General features: G+C 58.2%; 17 protein-coding genes. 7 read left to right on the forward strand and 10 right to left on the reverse strand.

Translation table 11 applies throughout. The annotated features are described in order from the left end of the window. Positions 1-25: 25 nt before the first annotated feature. The 7 genes from ACTPOI_RS07790 (at position 26) to nagZ (ending at position 5,323) form a co-directional block, all read left to right on the forward strand. Entirely contained in the window at positions 26-391 is a 366-nt protein-coding gene (locus ACTPOI_RS07790; RefSeq protein WP_440108016.1) for a DUF4845 domain-containing protein, read from the forward strand. After that, the gene (gene rnc / locus ACTPOI_RS07795; RefSeq protein ID WP_440108018.1) at positions 391-1,074 is read left to right on the forward strand and encodes a ribonuclease III; all 684 of its coding nucleotides are present in this window, start codon (positions 391-393) and stop codon (positions 1,072-1,074) included. The genes ACTPOI_RS07790 and rnc overlap by 1 nt, the downstream gene beginning before the upstream one ends. Then, a complete protein-coding gene (gene era / locus ACTPOI_RS07800; RefSeq protein WP_440108020.1) occupies positions 1,071-2,075 on the forward strand; it encodes a GTPase Era in 1,005 nt (334 codons plus the stop codon). Before rnc ends, era begins: the two co-directional genes overlap by 4 nt. A 51-nt stretch (positions 2,076-2,126) precedes the next feature. Next, on the forward strand, positions 2,127-2,891 hold the full coding sequence (gene recO, locus ACTPOI_RS07805; protein WP_440108022.1) for a DNA repair protein RecO: 765 nt from the start codon (positions 2,127-2,129) through the stop codon (positions 2,889-2,891). Further along, positions 2,888-3,697, forward strand: a complete 810-nt coding sequence (locus ACTPOI_RS07810; protein WP_440108024.1) for a pyridoxine 5'-phosphate synthase — start codon at positions 2,888-2,890, stop codon at positions 3,695-3,697. The genes recO and ACTPOI_RS07810 overlap by 4 nt, the downstream gene beginning before the upstream one ends. Before the next feature lie 67 nt (positions 3,698-3,764). Next, complete coding sequence (gene acpS / locus ACTPOI_RS07815; RefSeq protein ID WP_440108026.1) at positions 3,765-4,157, forward strand: holo-ACP synthase; 393 nt, start codon at positions 3,765-3,767, stop codon at positions 4,155-4,157. Positions 4,158-4,231: 74 nt separating this feature from the next. Beyond that, entirely contained in the window at positions 4,232-5,323 is a 1,092-nt protein-coding gene (gene nagZ, locus ACTPOI_RS07820) for a beta-N-acetylhexosaminidase (RefSeq protein WP_440108028.1), read from the forward strand. An 86-nt stretch (positions 5,324-5,409) separates the two neighbouring features. Here the strand turns inward: nagZ and ACTPOI_RS07825 are convergent, their stop codons facing one another. The 10 genes from ACTPOI_RS07825 to ACTPOI_RS07870 all read right to left on the reverse strand — a co-directional run bounded on the left by ACTPOI_RS07825 (position 5,410) and on the right by ACTPOI_RS07870 (position 15,622). Then, a complete protein-coding gene (locus ACTPOI_RS07825) occupies positions 5,410-6,072 on the reverse strand; it encodes a mechanosensitive ion channel family protein (protein WP_440108030.1) in 663 nt (220 codons plus the stop codon). An 84-nt stretch (positions 6,073-6,156) separates the two neighbouring features. Continuing rightward, complete coding sequence (lysS, locus tag ACTPOI_RS07830) at positions 6,157-7,710, reverse strand: lysine--tRNA ligase (RefSeq protein ID WP_440108032.1); 1,554 nt, start codon at positions 7,708-7,710, stop codon at positions 6,157-6,159. Between the two features lie 319 nt (positions 7,711-8,029). Further along, positions 8,030-8,590 carry a sugar transferase gene (locus tag ACTPOI_RS07835; protein WP_440108033.1) on the reverse strand — a complete coding sequence of 187 codons (561 nt, stop codon included), beginning with the start codon at positions 8,588-8,590 and terminating at the stop codon, positions 8,030-8,032. Then, the gene (locus ACTPOI_RS07840) at positions 8,587-9,543 is read right to left on the reverse strand and encodes an NAD-dependent epimerase/dehydratase family protein (protein WP_440108034.1); all 957 of its coding nucleotides are present in this window, start codon (positions 9,541-9,543) and stop codon (positions 8,587-8,589) included. The genes ACTPOI_RS07835 and ACTPOI_RS07840 overlap by 4 nt, the downstream gene beginning before the upstream one ends. Beyond that, a complete protein-coding gene (locus ACTPOI_RS07845) occupies positions 9,528-10,478 on the reverse strand; it encodes a glycosyltransferase (protein ID WP_440108035.1) in 951 nt (316 codons plus the stop codon). The genes ACTPOI_RS07840 and ACTPOI_RS07845 overlap by 16 nt, the downstream gene beginning before the upstream one ends. Positions 10,479-10,488: 10 nt before the next feature. Further along, positions 10,489-11,406: a glycosyltransferase family 2 protein gene (locus tag ACTPOI_RS07850; RefSeq protein ID WP_440108036.1), complete on the reverse strand. Its 918-nt coding sequence runs from the start codon at positions 11,404-11,406 to the stop codon at positions 10,489-10,491. Continuing rightward, positions 11,369-12,277 (reverse strand): hypothetical protein, encoded by a 909-nt coding sequence (locus ACTPOI_RS07855; RefSeq protein WP_440108037.1) that lies wholly within the window; start codon positions 12,275-12,277, stop codon positions 11,369-11,371. Before ACTPOI_RS07855 ends, ACTPOI_RS07850 begins: the two co-directional genes overlap by 38 nt. Beyond that, the gene (locus tag ACTPOI_RS07860; RefSeq protein WP_440108038.1) at positions 12,274-13,782 is read right to left on the reverse strand and encodes an oligosaccharide flippase family protein; all 1,509 of its coding nucleotides are present in this window, start codon (positions 13,780-13,782) and stop codon (positions 12,274-12,276) included. The genes ACTPOI_RS07855 and ACTPOI_RS07860 overlap by 4 nt, the downstream gene beginning before the upstream one ends. Before the next feature lie 3 nt (positions 13,783-13,785). Then, positions 13,786-14,451: an acetyltransferase gene (locus ACTPOI_RS07865; protein WP_440108039.1), complete on the reverse strand. Its 666-nt coding sequence runs from the start codon at positions 14,449-14,451 to the stop codon at positions 13,786-13,788. A gap of 1 nt (position 14,452) precedes the next feature. Next, positions 14,453-15,622: a DegT/DnrJ/EryC1/StrS family aminotransferase gene (locus ACTPOI_RS07870; protein WP_440108040.1), complete on the reverse strand. Its 1,170-nt coding sequence runs from the start codon at positions 15,620-15,622 to the stop codon at positions 14,453-14,455. Positions 15,623-15,634: the final 12 nt, after the last annotated feature.

Below are 15,634 nucleotides of genomic sequence, written 5' to 3' on the forward strand. Positions count from 1 at the left end.
ATCAACAATCATCGAGGGAGCGGCAATGAGTACATCGCACCGGGCAGCACTGCGTTCGCGTCAACGCGGGTTGTCTTTCTTCGGGCTGGTCATCGCTGGGGTGTTTGCCGTGTCGGTGTTCGCAATCGGCGGGCAGTCGCTGCCGATGTTCATCGAATACTTCGCCGCGAAAAAAGCCATAGAGAAAGCCAGAGTTGAGGGAACCGTGCCTGGCGTGCGCGCTGCTTTCGACCGGGCTGCCTCCATCGACGACATCCGGTCCATCCAGGGCAAGGACCTCGAAGTCACCAAGCGCGGCGATAAGGTCGTGGTCAGCTTCAAGTACTCGCGCGAGATCGCCCTGGCAGGCCCTGCCTACCTCGTGTACCGTTTCGAAGCGCAGACCAACTAGTGCAACCCGGACTCCAAGCGCTGCAGGCCCGCCTGCAGCATGTATTTGCAGACGCTTCCCTGCTGCAGCGGGCCACCACCCACCGCAGCTTTTCCGCCGACCACAACGAGCGGCTTGAGTTCCTGGGCGATTCGGTGCTGAACCTGGCGGTCGCCAGCCTTCTGTACCGCCGCCTGGCAGACCTGCCCGAGGGCGACCTGTCCCGGGTGCGGGCCAACCTGGTCAAGCAGGACACGCTGCACCAGCTCGCTCTTCGGCTCAAGGTTTCTGAAGTGCTTCGCCTGGGTGAAGGCGAGGCCAAATCAGGCGGGCAGCAACGGCCATCGATCCTGGCGGATGCGCTGGAAGCCCTGATCGGCGCCGTGTACCTTGACGCGGGCTATGCGCCCGCCGAGGCGCTGGTGCACCGGTTGTTTGAGGGCGTCGAGATCAACCCGCAGATGCAGGCAGCGTCCAAGGACGCAAAGACCGCGTTGCAGGAGTGGCTGCAGGGCCGCAAAATGAAACTGCCACAGTACCAGGTGGTGGGCACCACCGGCGCCGCACACCGCCAGACATTTGACGTGGAGTGCGACATCCCGGAACTCGGCCTGACCGAGCGCGGCATCGGCGGCTCGCGCCGTGCGGGCGAACAGGCGGCGGCCGCGGCCATGCTGGCCACTTTGAAAACAAGGAAACTATGAATGATGCTACTAAAAATGTAGCTGGCGGTGCAGATGATACGGGCGCTAGCGTGCAAAATGACCTCGAAAGCATGCTGGCTGCGGCCGGTGCGCCGGCTGCGGTGCCGGGCCAGCGCTGCGGCGTGATCGCCATCGTCGGCAAGCCCAACGTGGGCAAGTCCACCCTGCTCAATGCACTGGTGGGGCAAAAGATCAGCATCACCTCGCGCAAGGCTCAGACCACGCGCCACCGCATCACCGGCATCCGCACCCGGGAGCAGACGCAGTTCATCTTTGTGGACACGCCAGGCTTCCAGACGCGCCACGCCACCGCCCTCAACAAGTCGCTCAACAAGACCGTGATGGGCGCGATTGGCGACGTGGACCTGATCCTCTTTGTGGTCGAGGCCGGCAACTTCACGCTGGCCGATGCCAAGGTGCTGTCGCTGTTCAAGCCCGGCATCCCGACCCTGCTGGTGGCCAACAAGCTTGACATGGTCCACCGCCGTGCCGAGCTGGCCCCCTGGCTCAAGAGCATGCAGGAGCGCCACCCGTTTGCCGAGTTCGTGCCCATGTCGGCCAAGAACAAGGGCGACATCGAGCGCCTGTTCGGTATCTGCGCCAAGTACCTGCCCGAGCAGGGCTGGTGGTATGCCGAGGACGAGCTGACCGACCGCAGCGAGAAGTTTCTCGCGTCCGAAACCGTGCGCGAAAAACTATTCCGCTTCACCGGTGACGAACTGCCCTACACCTCCACCGTGGTGATCGACAAGTTCGACGAAGAAACCAGCAAGCAGCACAAGCGCATGGTGAAGATCGCCGCGACCATCGTGGTCGAGCGCGACAACCACAAGATGATGGTCATCGGCGACAAGGGCGAGCGCTTGAAGCGCATCGGCACCGAAGCCCGCCAGGAGCTGGAAAAGCTCATGGACGCCAAGGTGTTCCTGGAGCTGTGGGTGAAGGTGCGTTCCGGCTGGGCGGACGACGAAGCCCGCGTGCGCTCATTCGGCTACGAGTGATGCGTTGCCCTGCGCCTGCTGCCTGACCCGCACGCCCACTGCTGACTTCACGTGGCCGCCGCCAAGCGCATTTCAGACGAACCCGCTTTCGTCCTCCATAGCTATGACTGGAGCGAATCCAGTTTGATTCTCGAAGTGTTCTGCCGCCACCATGGCCGCGTGGCACTGGTCGCCAAGGGCGCTAAGAAGCCCAGCTCCAACTTCCGGCCCGTGCTGCTGCCTCTGCAGCCCCTGGCGCTGACCTACAGCCTCGCGGGCAATGGCGAAGGCGACATCCACACCCTCAAGGGCGCCGAATGGGTGGGCGGGCATGTGATGCCCACGGGCGACGCCTTGATGTCGGGCCTGTACCTCAACGAACTGTTGCTCCGTCTGCTGGCCCGTGCTGACCCGCACGCAGCGCTTTTTGATGCCTATGCCGGCGTGGTGCGCGTGCTTGCCAGCGAGCATGGCGACGCGCTGGAGCCCGTGCTGCGCAGCTTCGAGCTGCTGCTGCTGCGCGAGATCGGCCTGTTGCCAGCGCTCGATGTGCAGACCATGACCTTCGCGCCCCTTCAGCCCGATACGCGCTACACCCTCGTGCCCGAAGGCGGGCTGCGTGCCGCGTCGCCAAGCGACCGGGCCGGCCTGCAAGGCAGCCAGTGGATGGCGCTGCAGCGTGGCCTGGACGATGTTGCCAGCTACACCGCCACGCTGCGCGCCTGCGCGCCCTTTGCCGCCGAACTCAAGCCGCAGTTGCGCACGCTGCTGCAATACCATTGCGGCAGCCCCACGCTGCGCACCCGCCAGCTGATGATCGATCTCCAGGCCCTATGACCCAGCCCTCCAGCCTTTCTTCGCAGCCCGCGCGCGCCACAGCCCTGTCCGTCAACGTCAACAAGGTCGCACTGGTGCGCAACACGCGCCATCTGGGCATACCCAGCGTCACGCGTGCGGCCGAGCTGTGTCTGCAAGCGGGTGCCCAGGGCATCACCGTGCACCCCCGGCCCGATCAGCGCCACATCCGCCCCCAGGACGTGTTCGACCTCGCCATGTTGATGAAAGCCTGGCCGGGCCGTGAATACAACATCGAAGGCAACCCGTCGCAGAACCTGATGGACTTCATCCGCCAGCTGGCGGCGCAGGGCATGCCACCGCACCAGGTCACCTTCGTGCCCGACAGCGAGGACCAGTTCACCAGTGACCACGGCTGGAGCTTTCCGCAGGATGCCGAGCGCCTGCGCCCGCTCGTTGCCGAGTGCAAGGCCTTGGGCGTGCGCGTCAGCCTCTTCATGGACCCGGCGCCCGCCCAGATGGCGGCCGCACGCGCGGTGGGCGCGGACCGCGTCGAGCTGTACACCGAGCCCTATGCTGCGGCCTGGGGCACGCCACAACAGAACGCCGAGCTGGCCCGCTACCGTGCAGCCGCCCAGGCTGCGCTCGATGCCGGGTTGCTCGTCAATGCGGGCCACGACCTGAACCGAGACAACCTGGCAGCCTTTGTGCGCGAGGTGCCGGGGCTGCACGAAGTGTCGATCGGCCACGCACTCATCGCCGACGCGCTGGAGATGGGCTACGCCGCCACCGTGCAGGCGTACCTGGCTTGCATTGCCGAAGGCAGCCAGCCTGGCCGTCCAGCGTAATGCTCCTGATTTAATAGCTTTCAAGGCACATAAATCAAGCGCTACAACCCGGTTTGAGTCTGAATCCATGATCTACGGCATAGGAACGGACATCTGCGATGTCCGCCGCATCCAGGCCAGCCTGGACCGCCATGGCGAGCGCTTTGCGACCAAGGTGCTTGCCGAAGGCGAGCTGCGCACCTGGCGCGAGCGCAGCGCCCGCTGGCCCGACCGCGGCCTGCGCTACCTCGCCACGCGGTTCTCTGCCAAGGAGGCGTTCAGCAAGGCCATTGGCTTGGGCATGCGCATGCCCATGACCTGGCGCCACTGCGAGATCGCCAAGCTGCCCTCGGGCCAGCCGGTGGTGGTGTTGCACGGCGCGCTCAAGGAATGGTTTGACGCCAGGGGCCTGAAAGCGCACCTGAGCGTCACCGACGAAACCGACTACGCCGCCAGCTTCTGCGTGGTCGAAAAAATTTGAACGAAATCGGCCTGTAGCGCTTGTTTTATAAGCGCTGACAGCTATTCTAAATATAGCATTTTCGCTGCATGACCATGACCGAACACGCACCCATCATCCTCGACGTGGCAGGCACGTCGCTCTCTGCAGACGACCGCCGCCGCCTGGCGCACCCCCTCACCGGCGGCGTCATCCTGTTTGCCCGCAACTGGGACAACCGCGCACAGCTGCTGGAGCTCACCAGCGCCATCAAGGCCGTACGGGACGACCTGCTGATCTGCGTGGACCACGAAGGCGGTCGCGTGCAGCGCTTTCGCACGGACGGCTTCACCCACCTGCCGCCCATGCGCGCACTGGGCGAGATGTGGATGGACGACGGCAAGGGCGCCACCGCCTTGCCTGGCAGTGGTGCGATGCGCGCCACCAATGCCGCCACTGCGGCGGGCTATGTGCTGGGCGCCGAGCTGCGGGCCTGCGGTGTGGATTTCTCCTTTACCCCCGTGCTGGACCTGGATCATGGCGAGAGCGGCGTGATCGGCGACCGCGCCTTCCACCGCGACGCGCGCGTGGTGGCGATGCTGGCCAAGAGCCTGATGCATGGCCTGCTGCAGGCGGGCATGGCCAACTGCGGCAAGCACTTTCCGGGGCATGGTTTCGTCAAGGCCGATTCGCACACCGAAGTGCCGGTGGACAAGCGCAGCCTCAAGGCCATCCTCGCCGACGACGCAGCGCCGTACCCGTGGCTGAGCAGCACGCTCACCAGCGTGATGCCCGCGCATGTCATCTACCCGAAAGTGGACAGCCGCCCCGCAGGCTTTTCAAAACGCTGGCTGCAGGACATCCTGCGCCGCCAGATGCGCTTTGACGGCGCGATCTTTAGCGACGACCTGAGCATGGAAGGCGCGCGCCGCCTCGACGGCCAGCTGGTCAGCTACACCGACGCCGCCGTGGCCGCCCTGGATGCTGGTTGCGACCTGGTGCTGCTGTGCAACCAGAGCGTGGGCACTGGCGAGCCCGTCGACGAGCTGCTGGACGGTCTGCTGGCTGCCCGCGACAAGGGCGCATGGCAGCCCAGTGTGGACAGCGAGGCGCGCCGCCTTGCACTGCTGCCTGAAACCTTGCCCCAGCCGTGGGATGAGCTGATGTACCAGCCCGCGTACCTGCAGGCGCTGGACGTGCTGCCCTGATGCCGCATCCGTGACGCAGCCGGGCGCTTGAGAGCCGATGCGCTGGCCAGTCCAACGGCTTCAGGTCCTGCGCCCTGCAGGCGCGTTCAGGGATTGTTGAAGGGGCTGGGCACCACGGGCGCGGGTGCCGCCGGGCTTGCGTCCGGCGCGCCTGCGGGTGGCGTTGCGGGCGTTGGCGGAACGCCCTGGAACCGCCGTACCACGCGCTGGAAGATCAGCGCGTTCGGAATCTGCAGCCACGCCTCGCCCTGGCCCGGTGTTTGGTCTTCCAGCGTGACGTACAGCAGGTTGATGTCCACCACACGACCCTTGGCCCCGGGTTTTTCGGCCGTATCGAGCACCTCGATGTAGTCGCCCACCCTAAATGGTCGCACCGTGAAGATCAGCAGCGCGCAAAACAGGTTCGACAGCACGCTCCACGCCGCAAAGAACGCCACCGCGCCCACCGTGGCAAAGCCGGTGAACGCGGTCCAGAGCACGGTGGCTGAGACCCCCATGCGTTCGAGCACCATGAGCGCCGCCGTAGCAATGGTCAGCCAGCGGATCAGCCCGTTGATGGGCACGACCAGTTCGTCGGGCAACTGGTAGTGCGCTGCCGCACGGCGCATCAGACGCCGCAGCGTGCGCTGGATGAGCCAGGCTCCCAGCACGATCAGCAGGATCTGCGTGCCGGGCACGATGACTTCTAGCCACTCCTGCATCCAGGCGGGCAGCCGGGTGGTCAGCATCTGCACTTTTGAGGTCGTCATGGTGTTGAAGCGGGGGCATGCCGCGCCGCCGCCACGTTACGGGGTAACGTGGGGCAGGGTAGGGTAGGCCAGAGCGGGTTCGGATCAGCTCTCGCGGCGCAGGGCCGGGAACAGGATCACATCGCGGATGCTGGGGCTGTCGGTCAGCAGCATCATCAGGCGGTCAATGCCGATGCCGCAGCCGCCGGTGGGCGGCATTCCGTATTCCAGTGCACGCACAAAGTCGTGGTCGTAGAACATCGCTTCGTCGTCGCCGCTGTCTTTTGCGGCGACTTGGGCGTGGAAGCGCGCGGCCTGGTCTTCGGCGTCGTTGAGCTCGCTGAAACCATTGCCGAATTCGCGGCCCGTGATGTACAGCTCAAAGCGCTCGGTCACCTCGGGGCGCGTGTCGTTGGCGCGGGCCAGCGGGCTGATTTCGGTCGGGTGCTCCATGATGAAGGTGGGCTGCCACAGCTTGTCTTCCACCGTTTCTTCAAAGTAGAACACCTGCAGGCTGGCGAGCGACCGGGTGGAGAGCTTGTCTTTCTCTTCCGTCATGCCCAGCTTCTTGAGGGCACTGATGAGCCAGGCCGCATCGTCCACATGGGCACCGGCCTCGGTGTACTGGAAGATGGCTTCGCGGATGGTCAGGCGGGCAAATGGCTGTGTCAGGTCCACCGCACGGCCCTGGTAGGTCATCTGCAGCGAGCCTGTGGCCTTCAGCGCCACCTCGCGGATCAGCGTCTCGGTAAAGTCCATCAGGTCCAGGTAGTTCCAGTACGCCGCGTAGAACTCCATCATGGTGAACTCGGGGTTGTGGCGCACCGAGATACCTTCGTTGCGGTAGCTGCGGTTGATCTCGAACACGCGCTCGAACCCGCCCACGATCAGGCGCTTCAGGTACAGCTCTGGCGCGATGCGCAGGAACATCTCCTGCTCGAGCGCGTTGTGGTGCGTGACGAACGGCTTGGCATTGGCACCGCCCGGGATGGGGTGCAGCATGGGCGTCTCGACCTCCAGGAACCCATGGCTCACCATGAACTCGCGCAGGCTGCTCACGGCCTTGCTGCGCGCCATGAACCGTTTGCGCGCGTGCTCGTCAGTGATCAAGTCCACATAGCGCTGGCGGTATTTCTGCTCCTGGTCGGCCATGCCGTGGAACTTGTCGGGCAGGGGGCGCAGGCTCTTGGTCAAGAGGCGCAGGCTGGTGACCTTGATGGACAGCTCGCCCGTCTTGGTCTTCATCAAGGTGCCCTCGGCGCCCACGATGTCACCCAGATCCCAGTGCTTGAAGGCCGCGTACAGGTCTTCGCCCAGCGCATCACGCGTCACGTAGAGCTGGATGCGCCCGCCCACGTCACCCAGGGACCCGTCTTGCACCGTGGCAAAGCTGGCCTTGCCCATCACGCGCTTGAGCATCATGCGGCCGGCCACCGAGACTGTGACCGGCGTGGTTTCTAATGACTCGCTGTCGGCCTGCGCGTGTTCCAGGTGCAGCTGCGCCGCCTTGTGCGCGGGCTTGAAGTTGTTGGGAAACGCCACGGCGCCTCCGCCAGCCTGTGCTTCGCGCAGGGCGCGCAGCTTCTCGCGGCGCTCGGCGATGAGCTGGTTGTCGTCTTGGGGAGGGGCTGTGGTGGGGGATGTATTGTTGTCAGACATGGGAGGCCGCCCGTAAGGGGGCAGTGGTTTGAACCAAAATCGGCAATTTTAAGTTTTCGCGTGTAGCGCGGGCGGATGGGTGTGAATTGCCGCCCACTGGGTTACGTCGGTTTTATTGCAAATCCGAAAAATCGATATGTGTCTCTGTGGTTTCGCGCGCATCCAACCCTGCGCACAACAAGAGGGTCTTAATCCCTTGTCGATCGAAAACGTGGTGGCTCAAAGTGCTGTGGTTGAAGTTGTCCGGGCTGCGTACCCCGTCTTGGCTCGCGATGTGCATGTGTTGGGTGGCTGTTTGAAGGATCGGCCTGGTTGAGGCTCAATGGCTTACTCCATCGCGTCGCAGCACAGCCGAAACAGTGCTCAGCAGAATCATTGCATCTCGCTTAAGCGAGCGGTGGTGCAGGTACCACGTATCCAGGGCGACTTTCTGCTCGACTGGCAGCTCGTCCCGGCCATTGATTTGGGCCCAGCCCGTAAGGCCTGGGCGCAGGACGTGAACTCCTGCGCGAGTACGGAGTGCGATCAGGTCATGCTGGTTGTGCAGCGCCGGGCGAGGCCCCACCAGGCTCATATCGCCACGCAGAACGTTCCATAGCTGAGGCAGTTCATCCAGACTGCTGCGGCGTAAAAAGCTGCCTATGGGGGTAAGCCATTGTTCGGGGTGCTCCAGCAAATGGGTGGCAACCTCGGGCGTATCGATGCGCATGCTTCGGAACTTGGGCATGCGAAAGAGGGCATTGTTACGCCCAACGCGGTCTGACCAGTAGAGCACCGGACCGGGTGATGTGACTTTGACCCAGAGTGCAATCAGCACGAGGGGCAAGGCCAACAAAAGGCTAGCCAACAAGGCAAGCGACAGGTCGATCAATCGCTTCATGGCCTTCGCTGAGGTGAGAGCGCTTCGGCCAGGGCGGCATCGACTGTCAGCGGTGGCGTCCAGTTCAGCACGGCGCGCGCCTTACGGATGTCGGCTCGGAGCGTGCTGGTCAGTTGCTGCAGCGTAGATTGTTTGCCTACGCAGGCCGCGCCCCAGCGCAGCAGTGGCAAAGGCATAGGTAGCAGCCGCGCAGGCCGGTGCAGAGCCACCCCCATGCGCCGGATCAGGTCGGGGGTGGAAAGATCTTGCCCATCGCTCACCAAAAACGTCTGCTGAGCAGCAGCGGGGTGGGTCATGCAGGTGTCAATGAGGCTGACCAGGTTGGACACGCCTACCAAACTACGCAGATTGCGCACGCTGCCCAGCGGCAAAGGAATGCCTCTGCGTACGACGGCCGCCAGCCGAGCGAAGTTGCCGGGCGCATCCGGGCCGTACACCAGTGGTGGGCGAATCACCACCACCTCCAGCCCTGTGCGCACCGCCAGTGCCTGAAGTCCGCGCTCGGCGTCCAGCTTGGACTGGGCGTAGGGACCGTTTGGGGCTGGAGTGTCGGTTTCCTGGTACGGAAGGTCTTGGCCCAAGCCATGGATGCCGATGGTGCTCAGAAAAACCAGACGTTTGACCCCCGCCGCCGAAGCCTGTTCCGCCAGCCGCAGCGTACCTTCGTCGTTGGTGCGGCGGTACTGCACCGGTGCATCGATGGCAGTGTCGTGCAGGACATGCACCCGGGCGGCAGCATGCACCACTACATCCACACCTTGAAGCATGCCAGACCAGTCGGTGCTGGCATCCAGTGCGCGGATCGTGTGTTGCGTGGCCCCTGCACAGTCAGGTAGCCGCGCAGCGCTGCGACCCACCAAACGCAGTTGCCACGGCTGCTGGGCGTGCGCAAGCGCAGAGGCCAGAGCCTTGCCAATAAAGCCGGAGGCCCCGGTGATCAGGCAGGTGCGCATGGCGCCCTCCCGCGTCCGGGCAAGTAGATCGCCATCCACAGGCATGACAAAAAGAAAAGAAGCTGGTCACGCGGCCGCCGTCTGCATTGCCCGGCCCGCAGGGCCAGCTGTAATAGTCCGCGCCGCTGCCCTTGCAGCCAGGGTGCCACAAAAGGGTGCTCTTGCAGTTGCAGCAGTCGGGCGAACAGTATGGCTTGGCCCAGCCACCAGCCGTTGCCCATTTGCCGGGCCCGGTGCAGTAGGGGCCGCCACCCGGCGTTGGCGCCCAGCTGGTTGTGGGCATGCTGCCGGTAGTGCAGGTGCGGCTGAGCATCGATCAGCCATTGAGAGCCCCGCGCGCGCGCCCACGCGTAAATGAACCAGTCATGGAAGTCCACCGGATGCAGCGCCTGCCCCTGCTGGCGAATCCACGTTTGCAGCGCCAGCGCCACTGGTTGCGCCAGCACAAAGGTGCACCCTGGACCTGGACCTTCAAACAAAAAATCCCAAGGCTGCTGCGGCTGGGCTTTGTCGATCAGTCGCTCTTGTCCGCTGGGCCAAAAAGCGGTGACGTTGCCCGAATAGCCCGCCGCACCTGTGAGTCGCAGTTGCTGGCAGGCGCGAGCCAGCTTGTCGGTGTGCCACAGATCGTCCTGATCGGCCAGGGCCACGTAGTCACAACCGGCCATGTCCACATCGCGCAGCAGGCGGAAGAAATTGGGCGCTGCACCACCAAAAACCTGGCCCCCTGGCAGTACCGAAACCTGCGCTTCACGTGTTGCGAGCTCGGCCGCCCAAGCCTCGGTACCATCGGTGGAATAGTCCACGCTGAGGACAACCTTCACCGCGACTGCTTGCTGGCCGAGCAGCGAGGCCATCTGGGCCGGCAGATAGGCCATGCCGTTAAACGCGGCCAGTAGGACGAGCACTATGGGCTGTTTGTCGGGTTTGTGCATCAAGTTTGGCTCAGGTCAGGGATTTCTGGCCCATGTGGTTGCGCAGACCATCCCAAAGCCCCGTCAGCGTTGCGCGCAGGTGCTGTCTTTTTGGGCTGGGGGCGATCAGCGGAAAGATGAACGTCCATGCAACCGCTTTGACAAAGATCTCGCACCGGATAGGTATGGTCGCTGAGCGTGAGTGCAGTGCAATATGTACAGCGTTTCGTACCATGTAGTAGTGCCGCAGAGGCGAACGGATACTAACTTTTCTCCCGAGAAAAACTACAAATCCATCGCCAAGAGTGTGCTGGATTAGTACATCTCCGACGCCGATTATTCGATAACCGAATATATTTTTCGCGCGCCAACACCATTCCAAGTCAACCCAGTCAATGAACAAATTTTCTTGCATTAATCCCGTGATTTCTAATACTGTAATCGGAATTATGGTGCCTGAAGCGATTGAGTGAGATATTTCGTTCAGGCCGCCCATTGGGGTGAATTTTTCTGTAAAAGGATTATGTCTAATAAAAGGCTGAGGCGAGCGTTTTTGGGTGTCGAAATACACTGGAGCGAGTGCGGCAAAGTTAATTCCATGCTTGCGACAGTCGATAGCGGCGGCAAGCATTTTTTCAAGGAAATCTCTTGAATATATTGTATCCTGATCGCTTAGCCATATATAGCCTGCTCCCTGTTCTATCGCGAAGCGTATACCTACGTTTTGCGCGTAGGATATCCCAGTGTTTTTCCCTAATCGAATCACATGATGATCTGGTAAGTCTTTGAATTCCGTGTTTTCGGTGGTGTTGTCAATAATTACTATTTTGCAGTTGTTTGCGGCGATGCTTCGGACAACTTGCGCAAGTTTCTGTTGTTTCGGGAAGAATGTTACTATGATGCAGTAAGTATCATAAAAATTCATTTTGGATTTTGAAAAATTTTTCACATTCGAATATGAATCGTTTTACAGACTCCTTATTTTCTTCTTCCTTGCTTTTTAGATAGGGTAAAACTTTTTCCCGTGAGTTGATTGCCCAATGGATATCTTCATTTCCGTATGCAACGCCATATCGAAGTCCTTCAATGGGTTGCCACTGCTCTTTGGTCAAATTTTCAATCGGCTCAACAATGGAAAGACATCCGCAAATCGCGGCATATTGCGAATAAAGTGTGTAGGGGTCGTATGAAATGAATCTTTCGCAATTATTAAAGACGGATGCAATCTCTTCGTGTGAAAGTTTATCTATCAACAAAGATCTTGGCGCCAATATTTTTCCAAATTTTCTCCCCTTCCTTATGGCGTGGCAGGTGCCTTGCCTCTTCTGATTTCCACGATTGAAGTAAATCTCCGTTTGTAAATGTGTTATCTGCAATTCGCCTGCGCAATGAATGTTGTTTTCAATAGGGCGAAAAGCTTCTTGGTAGAAAAAGAACAGGTTGTCTTGATATTTTTCCGGGTGATCTGAGAACCAATTGTCTTTGAATAGCAGCCATCGAACAATATGTTTCGCGCCGAGTGGGTTGTTTTTAACAATTTCCGGATATATTACGACGGTATTTTCCCTGTCGAAATCGGTGACAACCGGTGTTTCAAAATGACTATTTGTCTTGAATGAGATTTTTAATATTTTCAAGACCGTTGTTCTAATTAGTGATTTTGCTATTTCCAGTGGATTTTTTTGTATTTTATAATGCTGTAGTGGATAAATTTTGCAATTGGCATTTCCCCTGTTTAACTCATCGCATAGTTTGTGAAGGACTATTGTTCCACCGCTGGATGAGTCGTAAGACGGTGCGTAAATAATAAAATTTTTCATTTTTTGAAAAATTTAGTGAGCGAATTTCTTCCGAGCCTTGATGAAATCAAGCAGCAGCCTGTTATAAAAAAACCGGCGGACAATACCAGTAATAAACTTTCGTCTCTGGCGGAGGGCGTTTCGAAGATTCTGCGAATCATGAACGCGGATAAAAGGCCGGCTGCAAAAATCGGTGCAATGTTTTGAAGTGCCCATTTCTTATGGAGCTCTTCTAGAAATTGGTTGTGCACCAGCGGAAGCCAGATAAAAAAATATAAGCTATTAAAAAACAACCATGTGTATGCAGCCCCCATGGCGTGGTATTTTGATGTGCTCCATGCTATCGATGGAATCCAGAAGGCTATAAAAATAATATTTCCTTGGACGTGTTTTTTTAAATTACCTTTGACCAGTTGGAGGTCATACGGAAACGTGGCTAGCGCCACCAGAAAGTTTCCAACGGCGTAGATTTGTAAGACAGGTGCAGCATGGCTCGAAAGATTTCTATCCCCCGTCCAAGAAAAAATTATTTCTTCTGGAAAAAATGCCAACAAAACGCATGCAGGAGTTGCAATAGTAGTTCCTAATTGGGTTGCGCGGCAGTAGAGTGCGATGAGCTCATCGTTCTTCCCTTCTGCATGTAGTTTTGTCAATCTCGGTACCAATGCACTGCTGATGGGGCTATTTATCAGCAGCACCGCGCTTGCTGCAAGTACGGCTAAAGTAAAATATCCATAATCGGCAAGTGGAAGGTATTTAGAAAGTAGCAGTCTGTCGGTATGCGAAACTATGATCCAAGCAGTCGATGTGAACGCAATAGACAAGGAGAATTGCAAGTTTTTACGTAAATCGTGTGTCAGTATTTTTGGGTGCCAACCAATAGTTTTCCTGTCACCGGAGTGTGCGTTTAAGCGGCTCGTTTTTAAAAAAAGCCCCGCGGTTTCAAGAAGGGATATAGTAGTTTGGTAAATGAAAAATGTCGTCGGGCTTGAATCTATCCAGATCAAAAAGGGCATCACGCCCAAAAATCGGATCGAGGCTATGAGTACGTTGAACACGCCAAGCCAGCCTAGATGTTCGGCCCCTGAAATACATCCTCGGTAAAGACCCGACATCCAGCGGAAGGCCACGCCTACAGCCATCAATTGCAACGCCAGTTGTACCTGTGAAATCGGCAGGCTTTGAACGTTGAGCCAGTGCTCGGCAAGCACACCGGAAAATGCAAACAATAAGCCGCCGCCAAGCACGGCCATGGTGCAAAAAATAATTTGCAGCCCACGTAACAGTCGGAGGTAGCTCAGTTCCTTGATTGCACCACCTCTGAATCGGGCGGTTTCGCGCGCCACGGTGGGCGTGAGCCCCAGGTCGAGCAGATTGAACCAAACCTGGAGCATGGCGAAAAAGCCTACAAGGCCATAAGCCTCCGCCCCCATGTACCGCAAGTACAGTGGCAGCACCAGAATACCGACCAAGCTAACGTAAATCTGGCTGACATAGCTGGTGAGGATGTTGCGCTTTAGGGACACAAACTACCGGCCTTCCATAATGCGGGCAGGATTGCCAATGACCGTTGCGCCAGGAGGTACATCTTTTGTGACTACAGCTCCCATCCCTACGACAGCACCCTTTCCTATGCGAAGAGGCTTGTCCGAGGTGCCTTGCCGAATCACGGCGTTTGTTCCGATATAAGCGTAATCTTCTATATGAACTCGTCCATTGCAGTGAACGCCAGGCGCAAAAGTAACAAAATCGCCAATAACACAGTCATGTGCAATATAAGAATAAATATTGCATTGGAAGAATTTGCCAATAATCGTATTTGATGTAATTGTTGTATTGGCGCAAAATATTGAGCCTGCTCCTATAACGTTGCAGTCCAACACAAGGGTCTGTGGAGATAATAAAGTGAGTGGCTCTGCCTTGGAGCTCGCTTCGGCAACTAGTGATGCACGGTGTTCCCCGTTACCGATGGCAATGTTAAAAAACTTCTTCCCGTCGATTCTAGAAAAATCTTCTAAAGAAATGATGGGATAGTTGTTTACTTGACGATCTCTAGGTTGCCAGGTCTCAACGAAGTAGGCATCAATATTGCATATAGGGGTCAGCAAGGATTTCGAAACGCTATCTTTTACAAATGGCATCACCTCGCGTCCAAAGCCGCCTGCGCCAATTAGTCCAAAGGTGATTCTTTCCATCTTATTCTCCTTTGATGATGGAGGTTATGCGCACCAAATCTGAATAAGTCAGGCCCGGATAAATTGGGAGGCAAAGAACCCTTTGAGCGGCAGCTATAGCCACCGGCAAGTTCTCGCCACACGCGGATGGTATTCCTCGGTACATCGGGAACTCGGTTATCAGGGGATAGAAATATCGGCGTGAAAATATATTATTTTCCTTGAATTTGTAGTAGAGTGTGTCGCGATCTAGTGGATAATCTCGCTCTACCAATATCGGAAAGTACGAATGGTTAGCAACGCGCTCGCCGGATTTTTGAAGACAGTGAATCCCCGGTACGTCTTTAAGTGTTTCGCGGTAGAACGCATCTATTAGTGCACGTTCGGCTAACGCAGCATCGACGTGCTTGAGTTGCAGTAGGCCAAACGCTGCATTAATCTCGCTCATCTTTCCATTAATCCCAGGCGCTACGACGGTTGTTTCATCAACAAAGCCAAAGTTCTTCAGGTGGTCTATAAGCTGCTTGGTTTTGACGTCGGGGCAGATGATGGCGCCCCCTTCGAAGGTGTTGAACACTTTGGTGGCGTGAAAGCTAACTACCGACAGGTCGCCGTGGCGCAGGATGCTGCCCCCTGCATCTTGAACGCCAAAGGCATGGGCGGCGTCGTAGATCACCTTCAGGTTGTATTTTTCGGCAATACGCTGTATGGCATCTACGTCACAAGGGTGGCCATAGCAATGCACTGGCATGATCGCAGTAGTTTGCGGGGTGATGGCGGCCTCAATACGAGCAGGGTCAAGGTTGAGGGTGTCGGGGTGTACATCCACGAAAACAGGTTTAATCCCATTCCAGAGTAGAGAATGGGCGGTTGCCACAAAGGAATACGGTGTGGTGATGACTTCGCCCGTTATGCGTAGGGCTTGTAGCGCAGTAACCAGACCTAGCGTCCCGTTAGAAAAAAGCGCCAGATGCTGCACACCCAGGTAATCACACAGTGCTCTTTCAAGCTGCTGGTGAAACGGGCCTGCATTTGTGAGAATTTTCGTGGTCCATATATCCTCAAGATAAGGAATGAAGTCTTGCAACGGCGGGAGGGCAGGCTGAGTAACATAAATTGGTGCCCTTCTGTCCGACGTACTGTCAGTAGGGGCTGGTGCTGGCGTGGTGGTTGCCGGAAAAAGCTTTGACATATTTTTTGTGTT

It is taken from the genome of Acidovorax sp. BL-A-41-H1, assembly GCF_051942715.1.

Excerpts from the sequence above, each read along its gene's own strand:
- ACTPOI_RS07790 (WP_440108016.1), top strand. The coding sequence starts at position 26 with ATGAGTACATCGCACCGGGCAGCACTGCGTTCGCGTCAACGCGGGTTG.
- era (WP_440108020.1), top strand. The coding sequence starts at position 1,071 with ATGAATGATGCTACTAAAAATGTAGCTGGCGGTGCAGATGATACGGGC.
- ACTPOI_RS07810 (WP_440108024.1), top strand. The coding sequence starts at position 2,888 with ATGACCCAGCCCTCCAGCCTTTCTTCGCAGCCCGCGCGCGCCACAGCC.
- acpS (WP_440108026.1), top strand. The coding sequence starts at position 3,765 with ATGATCTACGGCATAGGAACGGACATCTGCGATGTCCGCCGCATCCAG.
- nagZ (WP_440108028.1), top strand. The coding sequence starts at position 4,232 with ATGACCGAACACGCACCCATCATCCTCGACGTGGCAGGCACGTCGCTC.
- ACTPOI_RS07825 (WP_440108030.1), bottom strand. The coding sequence starts at position 6,072 with ATGACGACCTCAAAAGTGCAGATGCTGACCACCCGGCTGCCCGCCTGG.
- lysS (WP_440108032.1), bottom strand. The coding sequence starts at position 7,710 with ATGTCTGACAACAATACATCCCCCACCACAGCCCCTCCCCAAGACGAC.
- ACTPOI_RS07835 (WP_440108033.1), bottom strand. The coding sequence starts at position 8,590 with ATGAAGCGATTGATCGACCTGTCGCTTGCCTTGTTGGCTAGCCTTTTG.
- ACTPOI_RS07840 (WP_440108034.1), bottom strand. The coding sequence starts at position 9,543 with ATGCGCACCTGCCTGATCACCGGGGCCTCCGGCTTTATTGGCAAGGCT.
- ACTPOI_RS07845 (WP_440108035.1), bottom strand. The coding sequence starts at position 10,478 with ATGCACAAACCCGACAAACAGCCCATAGTGCTCGTCCTACTGGCCGCG.
- ACTPOI_RS07855 (WP_440108037.1), bottom strand. The coding sequence starts at position 12,277 with ATGAAAAATTTTATTATTTACGCACCGTCTTACGACTCATCCAGCGGT.
- ACTPOI_RS07865 (WP_440108039.1), bottom strand. The coding sequence starts at position 14,451 with ATGGAAAGAATCACCTTTGGACTAATTGGCGCAGGCGGCTTTGGACGC.
- ACTPOI_RS07870 (WP_440108040.1), bottom strand. The coding sequence starts at position 15,622 with ATGTCAAAGCTTTTTCCGGCAACCACCACGCCAGCACCAGCCCCTACT.